Annotated in this window: 19 protein-coding genes and 1 pseudogene; 11 read left to right on the forward strand and 9 right to left on the reverse strand. The window is 73.0% G+C overall.

All coding sequences use genetic code 11. The features are described from left to right. Positions 1-92 precede the first annotated feature (92 nt). Positions 93-446, reverse strand: a pseudogene (locus ACWDR0_RS14730) (HesB/IscA family protein); the annotation flags it as partial. Positions 447-746: 300 nt separating this feature from the next. On the opposite strand from ACWDR0_RS14730, the gene nadA reads away from it, so the two are divergent. After that, positions 747-1952 (forward strand): quinolinate synthase NadA, encoded by a 1206-nt coding sequence (gene nadA / locus ACWDR0_RS14735; protein WP_456352046.1) that lies wholly within the window; start codon positions 747-749, stop codon positions 1950-1952. 43 nt (positions 1953-1995) lie between these two features. Here the strand turns inward: nadA and ACWDR0_RS14740 are convergent, their stop codons facing one another. From ACWDR0_RS14740 to ACWDR0_RS14765, 6 genes are all read right to left on the reverse strand, one after another. Then, on the reverse strand, positions 1996-2673 hold the full coding sequence (locus ACWDR0_RS14740) for an alpha/beta fold hydrolase (protein WP_456352047.1): 678 nt from the start codon (positions 2671-2673) through the stop codon (positions 1996-1998). Positions 2674-2872: 199 nt separating this feature from the next. Beyond that, the gene (locus tag ACWDR0_RS14745; protein ID WP_456352048.1) at positions 2873-6004 is read right to left on the reverse strand and encodes an efflux RND transporter permease subunit; all 3132 of its coding nucleotides are present in this window, start codon (positions 6002-6004) and stop codon (positions 2873-2875) included. A gap of 165 nt (positions 6005-6169) precedes the next feature. Further along, complete coding sequence (locus ACWDR0_RS14750) at positions 6170-6850, reverse strand: response regulator (protein ID WP_456352049.1); 681 nt, start codon at positions 6848-6850, stop codon at positions 6170-6172. Then, a complete protein-coding gene (locus ACWDR0_RS14755) occupies positions 6847-8181 on the reverse strand; it encodes a sensor histidine kinase (protein WP_456352050.1) in 1335 nt (444 codons plus the stop codon). The genes ACWDR0_RS14750 and ACWDR0_RS14755 overlap by 4 nt, the downstream gene beginning before the upstream one ends. A gap of 181 nt (positions 8182-8362) precedes the next feature. Then, the gene (gene pspAA / locus ACWDR0_RS14760) at positions 8363-8641 is read right to left on the reverse strand and encodes a PspA-associated protein PspAA (RefSeq protein ID WP_456352108.1); all 279 of its coding nucleotides are present in this window, start codon (positions 8639-8641) and stop codon (positions 8363-8365) included. A gap of 17 nt (positions 8642-8658) precedes the next feature. Further along, complete coding sequence (locus tag ACWDR0_RS14765) at positions 8659-9441, reverse strand: PspA/IM30 family protein (RefSeq protein ID WP_456352051.1); 783 nt, start codon at positions 9439-9441, stop codon at positions 8659-8661. Positions 9442-9806: 365 nt separating this feature from the next. Between ACWDR0_RS14765 and ACWDR0_RS14770 the strand changes: the two genes are divergently transcribed. The 4 genes from ACWDR0_RS14770 to ACWDR0_RS14785 all read left to right on the forward strand — a co-directional run bounded on the left by ACWDR0_RS14770 (position 9807) and on the right by ACWDR0_RS14785 (position 14604). Next, complete coding sequence (locus ACWDR0_RS14770; protein WP_456352052.1) at positions 9807-10403, forward strand: DUF3043 domain-containing protein; 597 nt, start codon at positions 9807-9809, stop codon at positions 10401-10403. A 77-nt stretch (positions 10404-10480) separates the two neighbouring features. Then, positions 10481-11305 (forward strand): class I SAM-dependent methyltransferase, encoded by an 825-nt coding sequence (locus tag ACWDR0_RS14775; RefSeq protein WP_456352053.1) that lies wholly within the window; start codon positions 10481-10483, stop codon positions 11303-11305. A 186-nt stretch (positions 11306-11491) separates the two neighbouring features. Beyond that, positions 11492-13300: an ABC transporter ATP-binding protein gene (locus ACWDR0_RS14780; RefSeq protein WP_456352109.1), complete on the forward strand. Its 1809-nt coding sequence runs from the start codon at positions 11492-11494 to the stop codon at positions 13298-13300. A gap of 224 nt (positions 13301-13524) precedes the next feature. Further along, complete coding sequence (locus tag ACWDR0_RS14785; RefSeq protein WP_456352054.1) at positions 13525-14604, forward strand: S1C family serine protease; 1080 nt, start codon at positions 13525-13527, stop codon at positions 14602-14604. Between the two features lie 49 nt (positions 14605-14653). Here the strand turns inward: ACWDR0_RS14785 and ACWDR0_RS14790 are convergent, their stop codons facing one another. After that, on the reverse strand, positions 14654-14860 hold the full coding sequence (locus ACWDR0_RS14790) for a hypothetical protein (protein WP_456352055.1): 207 nt from the start codon (positions 14858-14860) through the stop codon (positions 14654-14656). 90 nt (positions 14861-14950) lie between these two features. Here ACWDR0_RS14790 and ACWDR0_RS14795 point away from each other — a divergent pair, with 90 nt between their 5' ends. The 4 genes from ACWDR0_RS14795 (at position 14951) to ACWDR0_RS14810 (ending at position 20570) form a co-directional block, all read left to right on the forward strand. After that, positions 14951-16150 carry a bifunctional adenosylcobinamide kinase/adenosylcobinamide-phosphate guanylyltransferase gene (locus ACWDR0_RS14795; protein ID WP_456352056.1) on the forward strand — a complete coding sequence of 400 codons (1200 nt, stop codon included), beginning with the start codon at positions 14951-14953 and terminating at the stop codon, positions 16148-16150. Between the two features lie 621 nt (positions 16151-16771). Further along, positions 16772-17974, forward strand: a complete 1203-nt coding sequence (locus ACWDR0_RS14800; RefSeq protein WP_456352057.1) for a nicotinate-nucleotide--dimethylbenzimidazole phosphoribosyltransferase — start codon at positions 16772-16774, stop codon at positions 17972-17974. An 86-nt stretch (positions 17975-18060) separates the two neighbouring features. After that, positions 18061-19842: a phosphatidylglycerol lysyltransferase domain-containing protein gene (locus ACWDR0_RS14805; protein ID WP_456352058.1), complete on the forward strand. Its 1782-nt coding sequence runs from the start codon at positions 18061-18063 to the stop codon at positions 19840-19842. Further along, a complete protein-coding gene (locus tag ACWDR0_RS14810) occupies positions 19839-20570 on the forward strand; it encodes a hypothetical protein (RefSeq protein WP_456352059.1) in 732 nt (243 codons plus the stop codon). Before ACWDR0_RS14805 ends, ACWDR0_RS14810 begins: the two co-directional genes overlap by 4 nt. Here the strand turns inward: ACWDR0_RS14810 and ACWDR0_RS14815 are convergent. Then, a complete protein-coding gene (locus ACWDR0_RS14815; protein ID WP_456352060.1) occupies positions 20501-21274 on the reverse strand; it encodes a hypothetical protein in 774 nt (257 codons plus the stop codon). The two genes, ACWDR0_RS14810 and ACWDR0_RS14815, sit on opposite strands and share 70 nt — an antisense overlap. A gap of 129 nt (positions 21275-21403) precedes the next feature. Here ACWDR0_RS14815 and ACWDR0_RS14820 point away from each other — a divergent pair, with 129 nt between their 5' ends. Further along, positions 21404-22210 (forward strand): adenosylcobinamide-GDP ribazoletransferase, encoded by an 807-nt coding sequence (locus ACWDR0_RS14820; RefSeq protein WP_456352061.1) that lies wholly within the window; start codon positions 21404-21406, stop codon positions 22208-22210. A 290-nt stretch (positions 22211-22500) separates the two neighbouring features. Continuing rightward, entirely contained in the window at positions 22501-24015 is a 1515-nt protein-coding gene (locus ACWDR0_RS14825; protein ID WP_456352062.1) for a leucyl aminopeptidase, read from the forward strand. The last annotated feature ends 152 nt before the right edge of the window (positions 24016-24167 follow it).

Consider the following 24167-nt stretch of genomic DNA (forward strand, 5'->3'; position numbering starts at 1 on the left):
CCAGTCGCCGGGCATCGCGATCCCGACATGCCCGGCGCTCCACTGCCCCGGCGCGGACTTCTCCAGGGTGACCGGCAGCGGGCCGATCTGCTGGTGAAGGAGTCGCCGCAGGCGCAGGAGCCCGTGGCGTTCGGGTTGTCGATCGTGAAGCCCTGCTTCTCGATGGTGTCCACGAAGTCGATCGAAGCACCGCCCAGGTAGGGAGCGCTCATCCGGTCGGTGACGACCTTGACGCCGTCGAAGTCCTTCACGACATCGCCGTCGAGGGAGCGCTCGTCGAAGAAGAGCTGGTAACGGAGGCCGGAGCAGCCGCCGGGCTGGACGGCGACGCGCAGCGCCAGATCGTCGCGGCCCTCCTGGTCGAGCAGGGCCTTCACCTTGGCCGCGGCGGCGTCGGACAGGAGGATGCCGTCGCTCACGGTCTGGGTCTCGTCCGATACGGACATCTGCTTCATCACTCCCGGAATGGGCTCTCCCCGCCGGAGGCAGGGGGAGGTACGGAGACTGCTTGCCGACATTGCAACCGGGGCGGCCGCGGATTCATTCCGGGCCGGGGGCGCGTCGTTCCCCTTCATGCTCGCACATCGCCCCGGCGGCACCGGGCGGCCGCCGGGGCCGTGCGGTGGCGGGCGGTGGCGGATCGGGAGGTGCGTCACATTGACGCTATCGAGATCGTCAAAGTGACACGAAGTGGTTATCATAGATAACGTCAAACAGACGAAAAGGCTGATCGCAGAGAGAAAGGTGTGTGGGACGTGACCACCACCCCAACTGGTACGGAGCCGCGGAACGCCGCGCTCGACGTGGCACCGACGCCGCTCGCGCTGCTGCTGCTCGGCCGGGAGGCCGATCCGAGGAGCGAGCGCGGCGTCGAATGCCCCGGCGATCTGCCCTCCCCTTCGGATCCGGATCTGGTGGAGCGGGCCCGGGCGGCGAAGGAGAAGCTCGGCGACCGGGTCTTCGTGCTGGGCCACCACTACCAGCGCGACGAGGTCATCCAGTTCGCCGATGTCACCGGTGACTCCTTCAAGCTGGCGCGGGACGCCGCGGCCCGCCCGGAGGCCGAGTACATCGTCTTCTGCGGTGTCCACTTCATGGCCGAGTCGGCGGACATCCTCACCTCCGACGACCAGAAGGTGGTCCTGCCGGATCTGGCCGCCGGCTGCTCCATGGCCGATATGGCCACGGCGGAGCAGGTCGCCGAGTGCTGGGACGTGCTGACCGAGGCCGGGATAGCCGGGCAGGTCGTCCCGGTGTCGTATATGAACTCGTCGGCGGACATCAAGGCGTTCACCGGACGGCACGGGGGCACGATCTGCACCTCGTCCAATGCCCGGCGGGCCCTGGAGTGGGCGTTCGAGCAGGGCGAGAAGGTGCTGTTCCTGCCCGACCAGCATCTGGGCCGGAACACCGCCGTACGCGATATGGGCATGTCCCTCGACGACTGCGTGGTCTACAACCCGCACAAGCCGAACGGCGGGCTCACCGCCGAGGAGCTGCGCGCGGCGAAGATGATCCTGTGGCGCGGGCACTGCTCGGTCCACGGACGGTTCTCGCTGGACTCCGTGGACGACGTCCGGGCCCGGATCCCCGGTGTGAATGTGCTGGTGCACCCCGAGTGCAAGCACGAGGTGGTCGCCGCGGCGGACTACGTCGGCTCGACGGAGTACATCATCAAGACGCTGGACGCGGCGCCGGCCGGGTCCAAGTGGGCGATCGGCACCGAGCTGAACCTGGTGCGCCGGGTGGCGAACGCGCACCCCGACAAGGAGGTCGTCTTCCTCGACCGCACGGTCTGCTTCTGCTCGACGATGAACCGGATCGACCTGCCGCATCTCGTGTGGACGCTGGAGTCGCTGGCGGAGGGCACGCTGGTGAACCGGATCCGGGTCGACGAGGAGACGGAGCACTACGCGAAGCTGGCGCTGGAGCGGATGCTCGCGCTCCCCTAGTTCTGCCCGGCCTGCGGCTGACCCGGGTCCGCGCGGACCCGGGTCAGCCGCAGATCCAGTCGGTGAGCTGTTCCGGGCGGGCGAGGGCGATCAGATGTCCGCCCGGCAGCGGCTCGACCGGGACGCCCAGCCGCTCCGCCACCACCTTCCGCTGGAACTCCAGCGGGAAGAATCGGTCGTCGCGCCCCTGGAGAAAGCGGGTCGGCACGTCCGGCCAGGCGTCCAGCGGCCAGGGGTCGGCGAAGAGGGCCTCGGAGGGGCCACCGGGCGGTCCGATCGCCAGCGCCTCGTCGGCGATCTCCGGCGGTACGTCGTGGAAGAAGTCGACCAGCGGATCGAAGGGCGCGTCCGGATCCCGGCCGTCCCGCAGAGCCGCGGCCCGGCGGGCCTCCGGATGCCCGGTTCCGGCCCACCACTCCCCCGCGCTCTCCCCGGCGGCCGGGACCATCGCGTTGACCAGGATCAGCTTCTCGACGGAGGTCCGTTCGCAGAGCAGCGGGGCGATGAACCCGGCGAGCGACTGGGCCACCACCACCAGCCGGCCCGGGGCGGCGTCGAGCTGCTCGATCACCGCGTCCGTATACTCGGCGAGCCCCGCGGTCCTGCTCTCGGGCAGATCGACGGCGATGGCCTCATGCCCGCGGGAGCGCAGCTCCGGTACGACGCGGTGCCAGTACCAGGCGCGGCCGTCGGCGCCGGGAATGAGTACGTACTCCGTCATTCCCACATCGTGCCGCACCCATGAGTGATTTGTACGCTTTAGCGGCATTTGGCCTGCCGTGGTGCGGGAATGATCCCCGCCCGGGCCCTGCCCCGCCCGTACGGGCGGCGAACGGCCGGGGCCCGCTCGCGGTGCGCGAGCGGGCCCCGGGGGCGTCCGGCGGGGATCCCGCCGGACGGGCCCGTCCGGCAGGTACGGCCTACGCCTTCTGAAGGGTCAGCGCCTCGTCCGCCTGGTCCGGCGGCGGGGTGCCGCCGTCCTTGGCGGCCCGCTTCGCGGCCTTCTTCGCCGCACGGCGCTCCTTGCGCAGTTCGACCATGGTGTAGAGCGTGGGCACCAGCACCAGGGTCAGCAGGGTGGAGGAGATCAGCCCGCCGATCACCACGACCGCCAGCGGCTTGGCGATGAAGCCGCCCTCGCCGGTGATCCCGAGGGCCATCGGCAGCAGGGCGAAGATCGTCGCCAGGGCGGTCATCAGGATCGGGCGGAGCCGGTGCCGGCCGCCCTCGACGACGGACTCGACGACTCCGAGACCCTGCCGCCGGTACTGGTTGATCAGGTCGATCAGCACGATCGCGTTGGTGACGACGATACCGATCAGCATCAGCATGCCGATCAGCGCCGGTACGCCCATCGGGGTGCCGGTGATCAGCAGCAGTCCGATCGCGCCGGTCGCCGCGAACGGGATGGAGACCAGCAGGATCAGCGGCTGGACCAGCGAACGGAACGTCGCGACCAGCAGCATGAAGACGATCGCGACGGCCGCCAGCATGGCCAGTCCGAGGGAGGCGAAGGCCTCGTCCTGGTCCTCGGAGACACCGCCGATGGAGACGCTGGCGCCCTCGGGCAGATCCAGCCCCTTGATCTTGGACTGGAGGGCGGAGCCGACCGCTCCGGTGTTGTCACCGGTCGGCTTGGCACTGATCGTGGCGGCCCGGGCGCCGTCGATCCGGGTCATCGACACCGGCGCGGGGGCCAGCTTCACCTCCGCGATCTGCCCCAGCTTCACCGCGCCGAGCGGCAGCTCCCGCAGTTCGGCCATGGTCGTCGCGGGCTTCGCCGAGGTGATCACGACATCGCGCTCGGTGTCGTCGAGAACCGCCTTGGCCGCCGGGGTGCCCCGGACGGCCTGGAGCACCGCCCCGCCGAGAGTGGCGTCGTTGAAGCCGGCCGCGGCCGCCTCGGGCTTGGCCGAGACCGAGATCCGGGGGATGGACTGGGCCAGGTCGCTCTGGACGTCGGTGACGTCCTTCAGCCCGGCGACCTCCTTGCGCACCAGCTCGGACGCGGTCTTCAGGGTCGCGGCGTCGGCGGCCTTGACCACGACGCTCAGGTCCTGGCTGCCGAAGCCGTCACCGGCCGAGATGGTGGTGTCGCCGATGCCGTCGAGCTTCGCCAGCTCGTCGTCGATCCGGTCCCGGACCTTCTCGTAGTCGGCGGCGTCCTTCAGGGTCATCTGGTACGTGGCCTGGTTGGCGCCCGTACTGCCGCCGAAGGCCGCCATCCAGCCGGTGGAGCCCACGGTGACCTGGTAGTTCTCCAGCTCGTCGATACCGGAGAGGACCTTCTCGACCTTCTTGGCCGCACCGTCCGCGGCCTCCAGGCTGGTCCCGGCGGGCAGCTCCTGGCGGAGCGACATGACCTCCTGCTCGCCCTGGTCGAAGAAGTTGGTCTTCAGCAGCCAGGCCATGCCGAAGGTACCGGCGAGGATCACGAAGGCCAGCACCACACTGGTGATCCGGCGGCGGGTGGCGAAGCGCAGGACCGGGAGGTACGAGCGCTGGAGCCGGCTGCGCTCCTCCTTCTCCTCGGCGATCCGCCGGGCCTCGTCCGGGTCGAGGTCCCGGACGGCCTTGGGGGCGCGCAGGAACCAGTACGACAGCACCGGGACGACGGTGAGGGAGACCAGCAGCGAGGCGAGCAGGGCCGCGGTGATGGTCAGCGAGAAGGAACCGAACAGCTCGCCGATCATGCCGCCGGTGAGACCGATGGGGAGGAAGACGGCGACCGTGGTCAGGGTGGAGGAGGTGACCGCGCCGGCGACCTCCTTCACCGCGTTGATGATCGCGCTCTCCCGCTCCTCGCCGTAGCCGAGATGGCGCTTGATGTTCTCCAGCACCACGATCGAGTCGTCGACGACCCGGCCGATGGCGATGGTCAGCGCGCCGAGGGTGAGCATGTTCAGGGAGAGGTCACGGGTCCACAGGACGATCAGCGCGAGCACCACGGAGAGCGGGATGGAGACCGCGGTGACCAGGGTGGAGCGCAGGGACGCCAGGAAGACCAGGATCACGATCACGGCGAAGACCAGGCCGAGCGCGCCCTCCGTGGTCAGTCCGGAGATCGCCTTGGAGACCGCCGGGCCCTGGTCGGAGACGACCGTGACCTCGGATCCGGCGCCGAGGTCACGGCGCAGCTCGGGCAGCTTGTCCTTGACGGCGTCGGAGATGGCGACGGCGCTGCCGTCGTTGTCCATGGTGGCGAAGACCGCGAGGCTGGGCTTGCCGTTGGTACGGGTGAGGGAGACCGCGGCGGCCGGGGTCTGCTGCACCACCGCGATATCGCCGAGGCGGACCGGCGCGCCCGCGGCGCGGGGGATCCGCAGCTCCTGGATCTGCTTGAGGTCGGTGAAGCCGGTGCCGACCTGGATGGTCCGGCTCTTGCCGTCCTCGCTGAAGGAGCCGGCCGGCATGCTGCTGCCGCCCGCCCTGAGGGCCTCGGCGAGCACCGCGGTGGTCAGGCCCGCCCCGGCCAGCTTCGCCTGGTCGGGGGTGACGGAGACCTGGAGGTCGCGTACGCCGTCGATGGTGATCTGGCCGACCCCGTCGATGTCCTCCAGGGCCGGGACGACGACCGTCTCCAGCTGGTCGGCGAGCGCCTGCTCGTCCTTGGTGGTGGAGGTGACGGCGAGGACGACGGCCGGAATGTCGTCGGTGGAACCGGCGATGACCTCCGGGTCGACATTCTGGGGCAGCTGGGCCCTGGCCCGGTTCACGGCCTGCTGGACATCGGCGACGAGCTGCTTGGCGCCCTCGCCGTACTCGAAGCTGGCCATGATCACGGCGTTGCCCTCGCTCGCCGTGGAGGTGATGCCCTTGATGCCGTCGACCGCCTCGATGGAGTTCTCCAGCGGTTCGACGACCTGCTTCTCGACCATATCGGGCGAGGCGCCTTCGTAGGGCGCGAGAACCGACACCACGGGCAGTTCTATCGAGGGCAGCAACTGCTGCTTGATCTGGGGTATCGCGATCGCCCCGAAGACGAGTGCGATGATGGACATCAGCCCGACCAGGGCACGCTGTTTCAGGCTGAAGCTGGACAGCCAGGACATAACCGGTTCGACTCTCCTTCGGGGCAGATGTCCCGGGAGACTCCCGGGGACGGCCGGGGCACAACGGCCCGCTTATACGATCAGCCACCCGGAGGGCGGACCCGTCGCCCCCAGGTCCCGTTCTTTATGCCGCGCATACCGCAGGTGGAGTATGCGCCCGCGGTATCAGTCCACCCTTGGACGGACCAGCCCCGACTCGTAGGCGATGACGACGAGTTGGGCCCGGTCCCGGGCGCCGAGTTTGGCCATGGCGCGATTCACATGGGTCTTCACGGTCAGCGGGCTGACCGCGAGCCGTTCGGCGATCTCGTCGTTGGAGTGGCCGCCCGCGACCAGGACCAGCACCTCGCGCTCCCGTCCGGTGAGTGCCTCCAGACGCTCCGAGTACGGCTCGGCCGTCTCCTCGTCCGGGCCGCCCTGGGCCAGGAACTTGGCGATCAGCCCCTTGGTGGCGGCCGGTGAGAGCAGCGCCTCGCCCGCCGCGGCGATCCGGATGGCGTTCAGGAGCTCATCGGGTTCGGCCCCCTTGCCCAGGAAGCCGGAGGCCCCGGCGCGCAGCGACTGCACCACGTACTCGTCGACCTCGAAGGTGGTCAGCATGACCACCCGTACGCCGTCCAGTCCGGGGTCGGAGCTGATCGTGCGGGTGGCGGCCAGTCCGTCGGTGCCGGGCATCCGGATGTCCATCAGGACGACGTCGGGCTGTTCGGCGCGGGCGAGTTCGACGGCTTCGGCGCCGTCCGCGGCCTCCCCCACCACGGTCATGTCCGGTTCGGAGTCCACCAGGACCCGGAACGCGCTGCGCAGCAGTGTCTGGTCGTCGACCAGCAGGACCCTGATCGTCATACGTCCTCCCCCGAACGTGCGGTGAGAGGCAGTATCGCCTGGACCCGGAAGCCGCCTCCGTAGCGGGGTCCGGTGGTCAGCCGGCCGCCGAGCGCGGAGACCCGTTCCCGCATGCCGAGCAGGCCGTGGCCGGTGCCGCCGATCTCGTGCGGCGGGCCGCCCGCGGCGGGGACGGCGTCGGGGGCCGGGCCGCCGGGGGCCCGGGCGGCGTCCCCGGGGCCGGTCCGGGGCTCGCCTCCGGCGGCGGCGTACGGCGGCCGGCCGGAGATGCTGTTGTCGAGGACCGTGACCTCCAGGGTCGAGCCCACCCGGATCACGCTGACCTCGGCCCTGGCGTCGGGGCCCGCGTGCTTGCGGACATTGGTCAGGGCCTCCTGGATGATCCGGTACGCGGCGAGGTCGACCGCCGCGGAACGGCGGGTGCCCTCGTCGGCGCGGGCCACCTCCACCGGGAGCCCGGCCTGCCGGAAGGTGGTGACCAGTTCGTCGAGGACGTCGAGCCCGGGGGCCGGTTCGGTGGGGGCCTCGGGGTCGCCGGACTGCCGCAGCAGTCCCACGGTGGCCCGCAGTTCGTTCAGCGCGGAGCGGCTGGCCTCCCGGACATGGGCCAGCGCCTCCTTGGCCTGGTCGGGGCGGCGGTCCATGACATGGGCCGCCACCCCGGCCTGCACATTGACCAGGGCGATGTGGTGGGCGACGACGTCGTGCAGATCGCGGGCGATCCGCAGCCGCTCCTCGGCGACCCGGCGGCGGGCCTCCTCCTCCCGGGTCCGTTCGGCCCGTTCGGCCCGTTCCTTGATGGCCTCCACGACATCGCGGCGGCTGCGCACCGCGTCGCCCGCGGCGGCGGCCATTCCGGTCCAGGCGAAGATGCCGAGGTTCTCCTGGGTGTACCAGGGGGTGCTGCCGAAGAACATGGCCGTCCCGGTGAGGGTGGTCATCGTCAGCAGACCGGCTCGCCAGGTGGTGGCGCGGCCGGTGCGGGAGGCCACGGTGAACAGGGCCATGACGGCGGCCATGGCGACCGGGGCGGGCCGGTTGCCGTAGACGAGTTCCACGGCGGTCAGCACGCCGGTGAAGGCCAGGACCGCCATCGGGTTGCGGCGGCGGTGCACCAGTGCGGCGGCGGCCAGGGTCATCAGGGCCAGGCTGCGCTCGTCGGGGGTGCGGACCCGGAACCGGGGGCCGTGCTCCCCGTACCCGTAGGGCTCGGCGAACGAGCCCACCACCATGCAGAGGAAAACGATGGCGGCGAGGGCTCCGTCGAGCGCCATGGGGTGCTCGCGCAGCCAGCACCGGGAGCGGTCGAAACCGTCGGCGAGGGTCGTCACGTCAAGCAACGGTACGGCGTGCCGCCGCCCGGAAGCCCCCAACGGGCGCGGTACGGGCGCGATCCGGGCACCATGCGCCACGCCCACCGGCGGTGGCCGGTGGGCGTGGCGGGTGTCGGAGTGCGTGCCGGAGGCGCGGGACGGGCCCGCTCGCTCCGCCGGGGCGGGCCCGGCCGGAGCGTCAGCCGGGGATGAAGCCCCAGTCGCCGAACATCCCGCGGACCTCCTCCAGGGTGGCCCCGGGGGCGGGCAGGATCAGCTCGGAGGGTTCCAGGGATTCGTCCGGGAGGGGTTCCCCCAGCTCCCGGACCCGGGTGAGCAGGGCGGTGAAGGTGCGGCGGAAGCCGTCCTCGTCGCCCCGCTCCAGCTCGGCGAGCAGTTCGTCGTCGAGCTTGTTGAGTTCGGCGAAGTGGCTGTCCGCCAGCCTCATCTGGCCCTCCCCCATGATCCGTACCACGATCATGACGAGCCCCTCGCTCAGTGCTTGTTGAAGTCCGGCCGGCCCTGGTTGTCCTGGGTGCCGCCCTCGATGGCCTGCTGGGGGGTGCCGGTGCTGCCGCCCGCCAGTTCGGCCTTCATCCGCTGGAGCTCCAGCTCGACGTCGGTGCCGCCGGAGATCCGGTCCAGTTCGGCCGCGATGTCGTCCTTGGCCATCCCGGTCGGGTCGTCGAGGGCACCCGAGGCGAGCAGCTCGTCGATGGCCCCGGCGCGGGCCTGGAGCTGGGCCGTCTTGTCCTCGGCGCGCTGGATCGCCAGGCCGACGTCGCCCATCTCCTCGGAGATGCCGGAGAAGGCCTCGCCGATCCGGGTCTGGGCCTGGGCGGCGGTGTAGGTGGCCTTGATGGTCTCCTTCTTGGTGCGGAAGGCGTCGACCTTGGTCTGGAGCCGCTGGGCGGCGAGGGTCAGCTTCTCCTCCTCGCCCTGGAGGGTGGTGTGCTGCGTCTCCAGGTCGCTGACCTGCTGCTGGAGGGCGGCGCGGCGGGACAGTGCCTCCCGGGCCAGGTCCTCCCGGCCGAGCGCCAGCGCCTTGCGTCCCTGGTCCTCCAGCTTCGAGGACTGGCCCTGCAGCTGGTTGAGCTGGAGCTCCAGGCGCTTGCGGGAGGTCGCGACGTCGGCGACTCCGCGGCGCACCTTCTGCAGCAGCTCCAGTTGCTTCTGATACGAGTAATCAAGGGTCTCGCGCGGGTCCTCGGCCCGGTCAAGGGCCTTGTTCGCCTTCGCGCGGAAGATCATCCCCATACGCTTCATGACACCGCTCATGGGCTTCGCGCGCCCCCTTCTGACGGACTACAGCTCCAGCACTCCAACAGAACCCACAGTACGGGCCCTGCCTCCATTACCGCACTGTTCGAGCACGGATGCGCTCCTCCCCAAGGACGACTGCGGACGGCGTCCGATCCGGCGCAAGGAGTAGACGAGTGTCAGGGTCGCCGCCCCGGCGGGGTCCTCCGGGACGTCCTGCGCTCACTCCCCGCACCGGCCGGTCCGCCCTCGGGCGGCCCCGGCCGCGGCGGCCGCACCGGTGCCGATGTCGGTGCAGCCTCCACCCGGTACACGCACGGTGTTGCCGATTCGTTCCCCTCCGGCGTTGGGTCCATGCACTCGACCCCGTACCCTTGGGCTTTGTGTTCCGTAGCCGTGCGAAGACGGAGAAGGCCCCCACCGAGCAGTTGACGGCGGCCGACTCCCAGCAGACCCGTGACCCGCAGGCCCCGAAGGGCCGCCCGACTCCCAAGCGGAGCGAGGCGCAGAGCCAGCGCCGCCGTGCCGCCACGCAGCCACGCGACCGCAAAGCCGCGATGAAGCAGGCGCGGGAGACCCGGCGGGTGGAGCTCGCGCGCCAGCGCGAGGCCCTCGCCAACGGGGACGAGCGGTATCTGCCCGCCCGGGACAAGGGTCCGGTCCGCCGCTTCGTCCGCGATTTTGTGGACTCCCGCTTCTGCATCGCGGAATTCTTCCTGCCGATGGCAGTGATCATCCTCATTCTGAGCATGGTCCGCGTCGGTCAGCTCCAGACCATCGCCCTGCTGCTCTGGCTCGGTGTGATCGTCATGATCATCATCGACTCGGTGGGGCTGTCGATCCGGATGAAGAAGCAGCTGAACGAGCGCTTCCCGGACGAGCCCAAGCGCGGTGCCGTCGCCTACGGTCTGATGCGGACCCTTCAGATGCGCCGGCTGCGCCTGCCGAAGCCCCAGGTCAAGCGCGGAGAGCGGCCCTGAGCGGTCAGTCGCCCGGCGGTTCGCCGCCGGGCGGACCGGCACTCGCCGGTCCTCCGTCCGGCCTGCCCGGAAATCCGGTGCTCCCGGCATCCCCCGTCCCGGCCCCCGGCACCGCCGGGCCCCCCTCCCCCGGCGCCGTACGGGAGCTGCTCCGCGAGGAGCTGCTCGCCCGCCAGCTCGACGAGCAGATCGTCGCCCGCTATCCGGTGGGGCAGCGGCTGCGGATCCTCGACGTCGGCACGGGGCGCGGGCTCCAGGCGCTGCGGCTGGCCCGGGCCGGGCACACCGTCACCGGTCTGGAGGCCGATCCCGGACTGCTGGCGGACGCCCGTGAGGCGCTCTCCGCCGAGCCCGCGGGCATCCAGGAGCGGGTCCGGCTGATCGAGGGCGACGGCCGGGAGACCGGGGCCCACTTCGCGCCCGGCAGCTTCGACGTGGTCCTCTGCCACGGGGTGCTGATGTGCTCCACCGAACCCGACGCGGTGCTGGCGGGCCTGGCCCGGGTGCTGGCGCCGGGCGGACTGCTCTCCCTGGTCGTACGGAACGCCGACGCGCTCGCCTTCGGGCCCGGCCTCGCCGGTGACTGGGCCGGGGCGCTCGCCGCCCTGGAGCCGGACGCCGGTTCCTTCACGGACGAGCGGACCGGCCGCACTCTGCGGGCCGACCGGCTGGACGCGCTCTCCTCGACCCTCGCCGGGATCGCCGCCCCGCTGCACGTCTGGTACGGCGTACAGGTGTTCAGCGAGTGGGCCGACGACGCCCGCCTCCCGGTACCGCCGGACGGCGCCCGGGTGCTGCCGCCGGACCTGGAGCGGCTGCTGGCTGCGGAGGACCGGGCGGGGCGGACGGATCCGTACCGCAGGACCGCCGCGCTGCTGCACCTCTGCGGGGTCCGGGGCTGATCCGCCGGTACGGGGCCGCTCCGGTCCGCCCCGACCCGGCGATCGCCGGTGATTTCCGGCCCGCTGTCAGGCACGGCAGGCACTTTCCGCGTCACCGGACACGTGAGCACCACCGACACCACCCGAAATGACGACCCCGCCCGGCCCGGGGCCGCTGACGAGGTCCGTCCGTCCACCACTCCCCCGCTGACCGCCGGGGAGACCTGGCGCGCCCTGTACGGCCACTTCCGGCCGCACCGGCGGGCCGTGGCGCTGGGCGCGTTCTGCGCGCTGGCCGGTGCCGCGGCCGGGCTCGCCCAGCCGCTGGCCGCCAAATCGCTGGTGGACAAGCTGGGCGGCGACGACGCGATCGCCGGGGTGCTGATCCTGCTCACGGCGCTGGTGCTGGTCGGTACCGCGATCGAGGCGGTGGGGGCGTACGTCCTCGACCGCACCGCCGAATCGGTGGTGCTGGCCGCCCGCCGCACCCTGATCGGCAGGCTGCTGCGGCTGAGGCTCCCGGAGGTGGAGCGGACCCAGCCGGGCGATCTGATGTCCCGGGTCACCTCGGACACCACCCTGCTGAAGGCGGTCACCACCCGTTCCGTGGTCTCGGCGATCAGCGGCGGGGTGACCTTCCTGGCCACGATCGTGCTGATGGCCGTGATGGACCCGGTGCTGCTCGGGGTCACCCTGGGGGTGATCGTGCTGATCGGCGGGGCGGTCGCCATGGTGATGCCGCAGATCTCCAAGGCCGCGAAGAAGTCCCAGGAGGCGGTCGGCGAGATCTCGACGGTGCTGGAGCGGGCCTTCGGCGCCTTCCGGACCATCAAGGCGTCGGGGGCCGAGGCGCGTGAGACCGCGGTGGTCGACGCGGCGGCGGTACGGGCCTGGAAGTACGGCGTACGGTCCTCGAAGTGGGAGGCCGTGGCCTTCACGTCGATAGGGCTCGCCGTCCAGGTGTCGTTCCTGGCGGTGCTGGGCGTCGGCGGCGCGCGGGTGGCGTCCGGGGAGATCCCGGTCTCCACCCTGGTGGCGTTCCTGCTCTTCCTCTTCTATCTGATCGAGCCCGTGACCTCGCTGGTGGACGCGGCCACCCAGTACCAGGTCGGATCCGCCGCGATCGCCCGGATCGTGGAGGCCGAGCGGCTGGCTGCGGAGGACCCGGAGCCCCCGGCCGGAGCCCCCGCGGCGGACCGGACCGGGGCCGCGACGGTCGAGTTCGACGACGTCCGGTTCCGCTACCGCCCGGAACTGCCGGATGTCCACCACGGTGTCTCCTTCACCGTGCCGGGCCCCGGGATGACCGCGTTCGTCGGCCCCTCCGGCGCGGGCAAGACCACCGTCTTCGGGCTGATCGAGCGGTTCTACGAGACGTCCGGCGGCCGGATCCTGGTCGACGGGCGGGATGTCCGCGAGTGGCCGCTGGCCGAGCTGCGGGCGTCCATCGGATATGTGGAGCAGGATGCTCCGGTCCTCTCGGGCACCCTGCGGGAGAACCTCGTCTTCGCCGCCCCGGACGCGGACGACGACGCGGTCCGGGAGGTGCTGGTACGCGCCCGGCTCGACGGACTCGTCGACCGGCTGCCCGACGGTCTGGAGACCGTCGTCGGCCACCGCGGCTCCAAGCTCTCCGGCGGGGAGCGCCAGCGGGTCGCGATCGCCCGGGCGCTGCTGCGGCGCCCCCGGCTGCTTCTCCTCGACGAGGCGACGTCCCAGCTCGACGCGGTCAACGAGATGGCCCTGCGGGACGTCGTCGCGGACGTGGCACGGGAGGTGACGGTGCTGGTGGTGGCCCACCGGCTGTCGACGGTGACCCTGGCCGACCGGATCGTGGTGATGGACGCGGGCCGGGTGCGGGCGGTGGGCACACATACCGAGCTGGTCGAACGGGACCCGCTGTACGGGGAGCTGGCGGCGACCCAGTTCCTGGCCTCCGCCGCGGTCCCCGGGGTGCCCGCCGTGCCCGGGAGCGCGGCGGACGGGGCCGGGGAGACGGCGGCGGTACGGGTCTGACCTGGGCGGGGGCCGGGCGCGGCCTCCCTCGGGACCGGGCGGCCCGGGGCCGGGCGGCCCGGGGCCGGGCGAGGGTGCCCGGCCGGGCCCGGCGGGCGGGGCGGTGCGGACCGGGCGCGGGGTCCGCGGGGTATCCGCGGCGGCGGACGGCGGGGCGGGGCGCGGCCACCTGATCGGAGGCGTACAACAGGCCGTCCGGGGCGGGTCGCGGGGAGACTCCGAGCATGGACGACGCACCCCGCTCCCGCCCGCCCGTACGCCGCCGTCTGCTCGCCCTGACCGCCGCGATATCCCTGGCCGGGCTGGTCGCGGGGTGCGGGAGCGAGCCCGCGCCCGGCGCCGTACCGGCCGGCTCGACCCTGGCGTCCGCCCCGAGGGCCGCCAACGATCTCCAGAACGACTACGAGACCGTCATCCGGAACGTCCTTCCGTCGGTCGTGCAGATCGAGACCGGCGACAATCTCGGCTCCGGCGTCGTCTACGACACCCGGGGCCATCTGATCACCAACGCCCATGTCATCGACTCCGGGCAGACCTTCCAGGTCACCGTCGCCACCGGCGAGGAGCCGGTGCCGGCACAGCTGGTCTCCGCCTATCCGGAACAGGACCTGGCGGTCCTCCGGCTCGACCGGGTCCCCGCCGGTCTCAAGCCCGCGACCTTCGGCGACAGCAGCAAGGTGGAGGTCGGGCAGATCGTTCTCGCCATGGGCTCACCGCTGGGGCTGTCCGGGAGCGTCACCCAGGGCATCGTCTCGGCCGTCGGCCGGACCGTCACCGAAAGCTCGTCGGGCGGCGGTACGGGCGCCACCATCGGGAACATGGTGCAGACCTCGGCCGCGATCAACCCGGGCAACAGCGGCGGCGCGCTCGTCAATCTCGACAGCGAGGTGATCGGCATCCCCACCCTCGCCGCGACCGACCCCGACCTCGGCAACAGCGCGGCACCCGGGATCGGCTTCGCCATCCCCGCGTCGATGGTCAGGACCGTCGCCGACCAGATCATCAAGGACGGGCGGGTCACGGACTCGGGCCGGGCCGCGCTCGGCATCACCGCGCGGACCGTGCTCGACGACAGCTACCAGCCCGCCGGGACGGCCGTCGTCGAGGTGGAGAAGGGCGGCCCGGCGGACGACGCGGGGCTGCGGCCCAACGACATCATCACCAAGCTGGGCGCCACACCGGTCACCACGATCACCTCGCTGGCCGAGGCGCTCGCCGCCGAGCGGCCCGGCGACAAGGTGACCGTGGTCTATACGAGGAACGGGGAGCGGAAGAGCGCGCAGGTGACGCTGGGCGAGATCTGAGCAGGGGGCGGCGCCCGCCGGGCGGGCGCCGCACCACCTCCGGCCGCGGCTACTCGGGCGCGTCCAGGCCCATCGGGCCGTAGATCACCGTCGCGTCCTCCAGCAGGACGACCTGATCGGCACCGCCCGCCCGCAGGGCCTTCCAGTGCTCACCGATCCACGATTCGGCATCTCCCTGGGTGGTGAACTCCTCGGGTTCCACCGCGGGCGGGACCTGCGTACCGTCGGACTTCTCGAACCGCCACGTCCATGCCATGTCCGCCTCCGGAGGGCTGTAGGTGATCTCCGTCCTGCCCGCAGCGTAGCCGGGCGCGCAACGGTGCCGGGGACACGGGAGGATCAAGGGGTGGAACTGACTCTGCTCGGCACCGGTGCCCCCGCCGGACTCCCGAGGTCCGACTGTCCCTGCGCGGTCTGCGCCCTCGCCCGCGGGTCCCGGGCCCGGGCCGCGACCGCGCTCCTGGTGGACGGGGCGCTGCTGCTCGACCTCACCCCGGGCGCGGCACTCGCCGCGGCACGCGCCGGGCACTCCCTGGTGGGCGTGCGCCAGGTCCTGCTGACCCATCCGCACGACGGGCCCGCCGTCGAGCTCCCCGCCGGGCTGCCCGCCGCGGGCCGGGTCCCCGACGGGCGGGTGCTGACCCTGATCAGCGGACACCGGGTGCGAGCGGTGCCGATGGACGCCCCGGGGACGGGGTACGAGGTGACCTCGCCCGACGGCGACCGGCTGCTGTATCTGCCGCCGGGCGGCGCGCCCGCGGCCCCCGCGGCGCCGTCCCGCCCGTACGAGATGGTCGTCGCGGACGTCGTGGGGCGGCCCGACGCGGTCGCCCGGCTGCGCGCGGTGGGCGCGATCGGGCCGACCACCGATATCGTCGCCGTCCATCTGGACCACGATGTGCCGGGCGGGCCGGAGCTGGACCGCCGGCTCGCGGCGGCCGGTGCCCGGGCCGTGCCCGACGGGTCGACCCTGCTGGTGGGCGAGTACCACGCGGTGCCCGACGTCCCCCGGCGCACGCTGGTCACCGGGGGCGCGCGGTCCGGCAAGTCCGTCGAGGCGGAGCGGCGGCTGGAGTCCTTCCCGGACGTGCTGTACGTGGCGACGAGCGGCACCCGGGACGGCGACGGCGAGTGGGCGGAGCGGGTGGGGCTCCACCGCGAGCGGCGCCCGGCGTCCTGGCGGACCGAGGAGACCTGCGAACTCGTACCGCTGCTGGCGGAGCCGGGACCGCCGCTGCTGATCGACTGTCTGTCGCTCTGGCTCACCGATGCCATGGACCGGGTCGGGGCATGGTCGGACGACACCTGGTACGGCGGCGGCGAGCGGGCGCTGCGGGAGCGGACGGCGGAGCTGGTCCGGGCGGTGCGGGAGACTCCGCGGATGGTCGTCGCGGTGACGAACGAGGTGGGGTCGGGGGTGGTCCCGCCGACCGCGGCGGGGCGCCGCTTCCGGGACGAGCTGGGCCGGCTGAACGCGGCGGTGGCGGCGGAGTGCGAGCATCTGCTCCTGGTGGTGGCGGGCCAGGCGGTCCCGCTGCGTGCTTGACGGCCAAGGGGTTCGCGCCCGAGCGGCTCGCGCCTTGCCCGGGGGTGCCCTTCCCTCCAGGCACCTGCCGGGTCAAGGACCTCCCCTCGGGAAGCTCCGTTTCGGCTGGAGCCCGAATTCCGGCTGCGGCTCGTTGTGGTCGTTCGCACGGCTCCTCCGCCTGTGCCTGGTGGCGTGGCCTCGGGTCGGGTTGCGTCCTGCCCGGCCGGTGCAGTTTGCCGACGATCCGCCGTCTGCGGCTTGTCGCGCAGTTCCCCGCGCCCCTGGGTACCCGTCCCTCGCCCTGCTGGAAAGGGCCAACCGCCTGGAGTCCGGCCCATACAGGGGCGATACGAACAAGAAGGGGCGCTGGGGGTCCCACCATGCCGAAGGCATAGGGGGCGGAACTGCGCGAACAGCCCCCGACGGGCCGCAGTCGGCACTCCACCGCAGGCGCGCTGCTCCGGAACCGCGCCCGGAGGGACCGGCGCCCCGGGCCCTGCGCGTCGCTCGCCGCCCTCGCTGCGCCCCCGGCGCAAGGCCCGGCCCGAGGCGCGAGGCCCGCGGTACGGCAGGGCCCCGGGGCCCGGGAGGTTCATGGGCGTACCCCGCAGCGGGAGGCGTCCCGGTACTGTTCGGCGAATGAGCAGGGTGAATCTCGATGACTTCTCCGATCTGATCGGCCGCGCCGACGGCGCCTTGCGCCAGGCCGCCGAAGACCGCCGCGCCCGTCTCGCCGTCGCCCCCGGCGGGCTCGGGCGGCTCGACGAGCTCGGGGAGTGGCTGGTCGCCGCGCAGGGGGTGTCGCCGCCGCGGGTGATCGAGCGGCCGAAGGTGGTGCTGTTCGCCGGTGACCACGGGGTGGCCGGGCTCGATGTGTCGGGGCGGCGCGCCGGGGAGGCGTATCTCCTGGTACGGGAGGTGCTGGAGGGCACCGGCCCGGTCGCGGTGCTGGCGCGGGCCGCCGGGGTCCCGGTGCGGATCGTGGACGCGGGGCTGGACTGCGATCCGGGGCTGCTGCCGGAGGAGGTCGTACGGCACCGGATCCGGCGCGGCAGCGGGCGGATCGACATCGAGGACGCCCTCACCGCGGACGAGGTGGACGCGGCGGTGCGCCTCGGCGCGGCGATCGCGGACCAGGAGGCGGACGCCGGGACGGATCTGATCGTCCTGGGTGATCTGAGCGTGGGCGGAACGACCCCGGCGGCCGTGCTGATCGCCGCGCTCTGCGGTACGGACGCGTCCGTGGTGACGGGCCGCGGCGGCGCCGGGATCGACGATCTGGCGTGGATGCGCAAGTGCGCGGCGATCCGGGACGCGCTGCGCCGGGCCCGCCCGGTGCTGGGCGACCAGATGGAGCTGCTGGCGGCGGTCGGCGGCGCCGATATCGCGGCGATGACCGGTTTCCTGCTCCAGTGCGCCGTGCGCCGTACCCCCGTGATCCTCGACGGAGTCGTCTCGGCGGCGTGTGCGCTGGTGGGGCAGCGGGCCGCGTTCCGGGCGCCGGACTGGTGGCTGGCCGGGCAGCTCGCGGGTGAGCCGGGCCAGGCGAAGGCTCTGGACCGGATGGCGCTCAACCCGCTGTTGGAGCAGGGCGTCACTACAGGTGGAGGAACCGGGGCATTGCTCGCACTCCCCCTCGTACGGGCGGCTGCCGCACTGCTGGCGGAGCTGCCCGAGCGGGCGGAGCAGGTGGAGCCGGAGCCCGCCGCCGAGGCGGTGGACGGCGACACCGGGCCGGCGGAGGTGCCGGAGGCCGGCACCACGGACGCCGGTGCGCCGGACACCGCTGCGGCGAACGGCGCCGCGACGGACGGCCGTACGGCGGAGAAAGCCGGGGACTGACGCGACGGACGCGGCCGCCGCCACCGACGGGCGGCGGCCGCATCCTGACCCACCATGTCCAGCGATGCCCCATATGATCGCGTTTCATGGGAGAGGTCCGCTTGTCCAGCGATGCTCAGCGCCCCGTCACCACCGCCCGCGCCCGCCGGAGCTGGGCGTTCACCGTCTGGTATCTGCGCGCCGTCACCTTCGTCAATCTGCTGAGCGCCGTCTGGGTCTCGTTCGGCCAGGACATCCGCCGCCACAACATCGACGACTACTTCACCCCCTATCTGCTCACCGCGGGCTTCGCCTCGGGGGTGTTCACACTCTTTCTGGCCATCACCATGCGGCGCCGCAAACGGGCGGCGTGGATCCTCAACATGGTGCTGGCGGGGGCGTTTCTGCTGCTGTTCGTGCTGGCCTTCGCCCGGGACGAGGCGATCAGGGCCCATGCGCAGAACTGGGTGTCGCTGGTCCTGACCACCGCCTTCTGCGGCGCGCTGCTGCTGGGGCGGCGGGAGTTCTACGCCAAGGGCGACCGGGCCAACCCCAAGCTGGCCGCGGCGGTCGCGGCCGGCGGACTGCTGGTGACCTCACTGCTCGCCGCCGTGCTGGTGACCGTCACCAACACCGCCCCGGGCTCGCCGTCCTTCCTGGAGCGCTGGCGGTACGGGGTCCTGCGGCTGATCTCGCTGGCCGCCAAGGACACCGACGTCCCGGCGATCCACACGCCCGGGTGGGTCGATGTGACGATCAACGTGATGTCGACCCTGCTGCTCCTGGGGGTGCTGTACGCGGCCTTCCGCTCCCGCCGCGCGGTCGATCCGATCAGCCCCGGCGACGAGGAGCGGCTGCGCGAACTCCTCGGCCGCCACGGCGAGCGGGACTCCTTGGGCTACTTCGCGCTGCGCCGCGAGAAGAGCGTGGTGTGGTCGCCGACCGGCAAGGCAGCAGTCGCCTACCGGGTGGTCGGCGGGGTCTGTCTGGCCTCCGGGGATCCGATCGGTGATCCGGAGGCCTGGCCGGGCGCCATCGTCCCCTGGCTGGAGCAGGCCCGGGAGCACGGCTGGATCCCGGCGGTGATGGGGGCGGGCGAAGAGGCCGGGACGATCTACGCCCGGCACGGCCTGGACGCGCTGGAGCTGGGCGACGAGGCGATCGTCGAGACCGACGAGTTCACCCTGGAGGGCCGGGCGATGCGAACCGTACGGCAGGCCTACAACCGGGTGAAGCGCGCCGGGTACTCGGTCCGGATCCGCCGCCACGAGGAGATTCCGCCCGCGGAGCTGGACGTGCTGCTGCGGCGTGCCGACGACTGGCGCGACGGGGCCACCGAACGGGGTTTCTCAATGGCGCTGGGGCGGCTCGGCGATCCGGACGACGGCCGGTGCGTGATGCTGGAGTGCACCGATGCCGAGGGGGAGCTGCGGGCGCTGCTGAGCTTCGTCCCCTGGGGTCCAAAGGGGCTCTCGCTGGACCTGATGCGGCGTGACCGGGATTCCGACAACGGGCTGATGGAGTTCATGGTCATCGAACTGCTGGAGCGGTCCGGCGAGATCGGTGTGACCCAGGTGTCGCTGAACTTCGCGATGTTCCGCTCGGTCTTCGAGCGCGGCTCCCGGCTCGGCGCGGGGCCGGTGCTGCGGCTGTGGCGGTCGCTGCTGAGCTTCTTCTCCCGCTGGTGGCAGATCGAATCGCTGTACCGGGCCAATGCCAAGTACCGGCCGATCTGGGAGCCCCGCTTCCTGCTCTTCGAGAAGAGCGCCGATCTGCCGCGGATCGGCCTGGCGGCGGGCCGCGCCGAAGGCTTTCTGGAGGCCCCGGGGCTGCCGAAGTGGCTGCACCGCAGGCATCTGGAGGGCGGCCGGGCGGAGGGCGCCCGGTGACAGTACGGGAGACGGCCGCCGGTTTCGCGCGGCGCGAGTGGGGGCCGCTCTTCGGCGAGGTGCGCCGGGCCCTCGCCGTACGGACCTGGCGGGCGGTGCCGCTGACGCTCGCCGCGGTGGCCCTGACGGCCGGCTTCCAGCTGGTGCAGCACCAGGAGTGGGGGTACGGCGCGGTCCGCGCGGCCGGTTTCGTACGGGCGGAGGATCCGCTGTGGCTCGCCCTGCTCCGTACCCCGCTGTCGCTGTTCGTCCCGGCGCTCGACCTGCCGGTGTGGGGCGCGCTGGCGCAGGTGCTGCTGGTGTTCGGGGTGGCCGAGATCTCGCTGGGCCGCCGCCGCACCCTGCTGGTCGCCTATGTCTGCACCCTGGCGGGGACGCTGTACGCCCGGCTGGGCATCGCGGTCGGGCCGGGCGGGCCGCTGGGGCTGCCGGAGACGGACGCCCGGGTCGTGGACACCGGCCCTTCGGCGGCGGTGGTGGGGCTCGCGGTGGTGGTGTGTCTGCGGTGGCGGGCCTGGTTCACGGCCGCGGCGGTGGTGGCGGCCATGGTCGCCGAGGTGGTGGTGAAGCCGAATCTGGCGGGCAAGGAGCATCTGGCCGCGATCGCGGCGGCGGTGGCGCTCTGCGCGGTGGCCGGGGTGTTCCGGCGGCGCGGGGATCAGCCGCCGGGCCCCGGGGGCCGGGCCCGGGACGGCAGCCGGTCGGGCGCCCCGGCGATCAGGTCCTGAAAGCGGCGCCGGGGCCCGTCCCAGCGGCGGTCGTGGCGGTACGAGCGCAGCCGTGCGCGGGCCCTGGCCCGGTGCCGGGTGCGGTAGAACCGGCGGGCCCAGGGCGAGCCGGGCCGGGCCAGCCGTACCGCGCCGAAGAGCGCGACGAACGGCACCAGGACCCCGATCAGCGCCGTCACCGGTTTGCCCTTGAAGAAGGCGACGAGGACCAGCAGGAGATTGAGGACCAGGGTGGCGATCAGGGTGGCCCGGTCCTGCCGTTCGCTGTCGCTGAGCGTGTCCACCCCGAGGGGCGAGAAGCCGCCGAGGACCAGCAGGGCCAGGGCGGTGGCCACGACCACCACCTCCACACTGCGGCGGCCCTCCTCCGTCCAGTAGACGTCGTCGAGATGGACGATCAGCGCGAACTCGTCGAGGACCAGCCCGGCGCCGATGCCGAAGACGACCGCGAAGACGGCGGCGCCCCAGCCCTGGCGGCCGCTGCCGACGGCACCGAAGCCGCCGACGACGGTGAGGATGACGCCCGGGACGACATGGTGGATATGGAGACCGCCGGGGGTGACGTTGCGGAAGGGGCCGCGGCCCGCCCGGATCAGCCGGGTCACCGTCCGGGTGAGGAGGAAGGTGAGGACGAAGGCGGCGAGCGCGAGCAGCATCGGCAGTTTGCCGGGCTCGGTGATGTTGTCGTGGAACCACGTCCCCATGGGTGCCGTCACCTCCCTCTCCCCCTGCACCGTTCCCGTTTTCTCTGTTTTATCCACTTTTCCGGGTGGTCTCAGGGCCATCCGGAACGCTCCGGCGGGGGCCTTGGGACCGTGGGCTACCCTTCGCCGGTGAACGATCCCGCCCCCGACCCCGCACCCGCCGGTCCGGTCACCGGCCTGCGGTTCGCGTTCGGCACCCTGACGGTGCTGCCCGTCCGGCTCACCCGCTGGGACCGGGCCGCCGCCCGGGCCGGAATGCTGTGCGCACCGCTCGCCGGGCTGGTCGTCGGGGCCGCGGCGGCAGCGGCGGGCGGTGCCCTCTGGCTGGCCGGGGCCGGTGCGCTGCCCGCGGCCGTGGCGACCGTCGCCGTACCCGCGGTCCTCACCCGCGGCCTGCACCTGGACGGCCTCGCGGACACCGCCGACGGGCTGGGCAGCGCCAAACCCCCCGCGGCCGCGCTGGAGATCATGAAGCGGTCGGACATCGGGCCGTTCGGGGTGATCACCCTGCTGTTCGTGCTGCTCGCCCAGGTCGCGTCGGTCGCGACCCTGTACGGACGGGGCTGGGAGTACGCCGCCGGGGGCGCGGTCCTGGCGGCCGTCGCGGCCCGGCTGGCGCTGACCGCCGCCGCCCGGGCGGGGGTCCCGGCGGCCCGGCCCGAGGGGCTGGGCGCCGCGGTCGCCGGAGCCGTCCCGGCGGTCCCCGCGCTGATGGCCGTCGTGCTCACCACCGCGCTGTGCGCGGGCGCGGGCGCCGTGCACGGCGCGGGCACGGGCGCCCGCTACGGACTCGCCGTCCTTGCCGCGATCGCCGCGGCCGAAGTGCTGCTGCGGCACTGCCGCCGCCGCTTCGGCGGGGTCACCGGCGATGTCTTCGGGGCGCTCGCGGAGACCGCGGCCACCGTCGCGCTGACCGTCCTCGTCCTGGGCGGCTGAGCCCGGCCGCACCCAAGTCCCGCCGCCCGGAAGCCAGTTGCGGCGAGGTCCGGCAGGCCCTCCGGACACCCGGCGGGACGCCCGGACCGGGCCCCCGGACCGGCGCCCCGGCCACGACCCGGACCTCCCGCCCGCCCCGGAAGCACCGGCCGCCGGCCGGTGATCCGCCGCCGCCGTGAGGGAGCCCGGCGGGCGCGCGTAGGCTCTGTCCGGACAGGACGCCGAGCCGTCCCCGCCGCCTGGTGGCCGTCACCCGGCCCTGAACTCAACGGAAGCGAGACAACAGCACCGTGACTGCACTCACTCTCAGCACTGCCGGCGCAGCGACGCTGCGCGCCGACGCCGTGGTCGTCGGTGTCGCGAAGGGCGCCAAGGGCCCGGTGGTCGCGCCGGGCGCCGAGGCCGTGGACACGGCGTTCGACGGCAGGCTCGCCACCGTCCTGGACACCCTGGGCGCCTCCGGCGCCGAGGGCGAGGCCGTCAAGCTCCCGTCCCCCGCCGGGCTGAAGGCCCCGGTCGTCCTCGCGGTCGGCCTGGGTGCCGCGCCCGAGGACGGTGCGTACGGCGCCGAGGCGCTGCGCCGCGCCGCCGGTACCGCCGCCCGCGCCCTGGGCGGAGCAAAGAAGGCCGCGTTCGCCCTGCCGATCGCCTCCCCCGCCGACGCGCAGGCCGTCGCCGAGGGCGCGCTGCTGGGCGCGTACGCCTTCACCGCCTACCAGGGCGGCGACGGCAAGGGCGCCGGCAAGGCCCCGCTCGCCGAGGTCGCCCTGCTCGGCGCCAAGCCGCGCGACAAGGCGTACAAGGCGGCCGCGGAGCGCGCCCTGGTCCTGGCCGAGGAGGTCAACCGGGCCCGTGACCTGATCAACACCCCGCCGAACGACCTCACCCCGGAGGCGTTCGCCCTGGTGGCGAGCGCGGCCGGCAAGGAGGTCGGTGTCAAGGTCCAGATCCTCGACGAGAAGGCGCTGGTCAAGGGCGGCTTCGGCGGGATCCTGGGCGTCGGCCAGGGATCGGCCAACCCGCCGCGCCTGGTGAAGCTCACCTACACCCACGCCAAGGACGCCAAGCACCTGGCGCTGGTCGGCAAGGGCATCACCTACGACTCCGGCGGCATCTCCCTGAAGCCCGCCGGGCACAACGAGACGATGAAGTGCGACATGAGCGGTGCCGCCGCCGTGTTCGCGGCCGTCGTCGCCGCCGCCCGGCTCGGGCTGCCGGTCAATGTGACCGGCTGGCTGGCGCTCGCCGAGAACATGCCGTCCGGCACCGCCACCCGCCCCGGCGACGTGCTGCGGATGTACAGCGGCAAGACCGTCGAGGTGCTCAACACCGACGCCGAGGGCCGGCTCGTGCTGGCGGACGCGCTGTGGAAGGCGTCCGAGGAGAACCCGGACGCGATCGTCGACGTGGCGACGCTGACCGGCGCGATGGTGCTGGCGCTCGGCAACCGCACCTTCGGTGTGATGGCCAACGACGACGCCTTCCGCACCGCCCTGCACGAGACCGCGGAGGAGGTCGGCGAGCAGTCCTGGCCGATGCCGCTCCCGGCCGACCTGCGCAAGGGCATGGACTCGCCGACCGCGGACATCGCCAACATGGGCGAGCGGATGGGCGGCGGCCTGGTCGCCGGTCTCTTCCTCCAGGAGTTCATCGGCGAGGGCATCACCTGGGCCCACCTGGACATCGCCGGTCCGGCGTTCCACGAGGGCGCGCCGTACGGCTACACCCCGAAGGGCGGCACCGGCTCCTCGGTGCGCACCCTGGTCCGGCTGGCGGAGAAGCTGGGCGAGGGCGAGCTGGGCTGATCCGGCCCCGCGGTACGGGTACGGCCCCGGGCTCCCCGCCCGGGGCCGTACCCGTACCCCCGCCGCACCGCCTCCCGGCCGCTGCCGGGGTGCCTGCGCCGGGGCGCGTTCGCTGTGGACGAAACCGGTGGGCCGTCCGGCGTACCCCGGAA

The sequence above is a fragment of the Streptomyces sp. NPDC003691 genome (assembly GCF_053981115.1).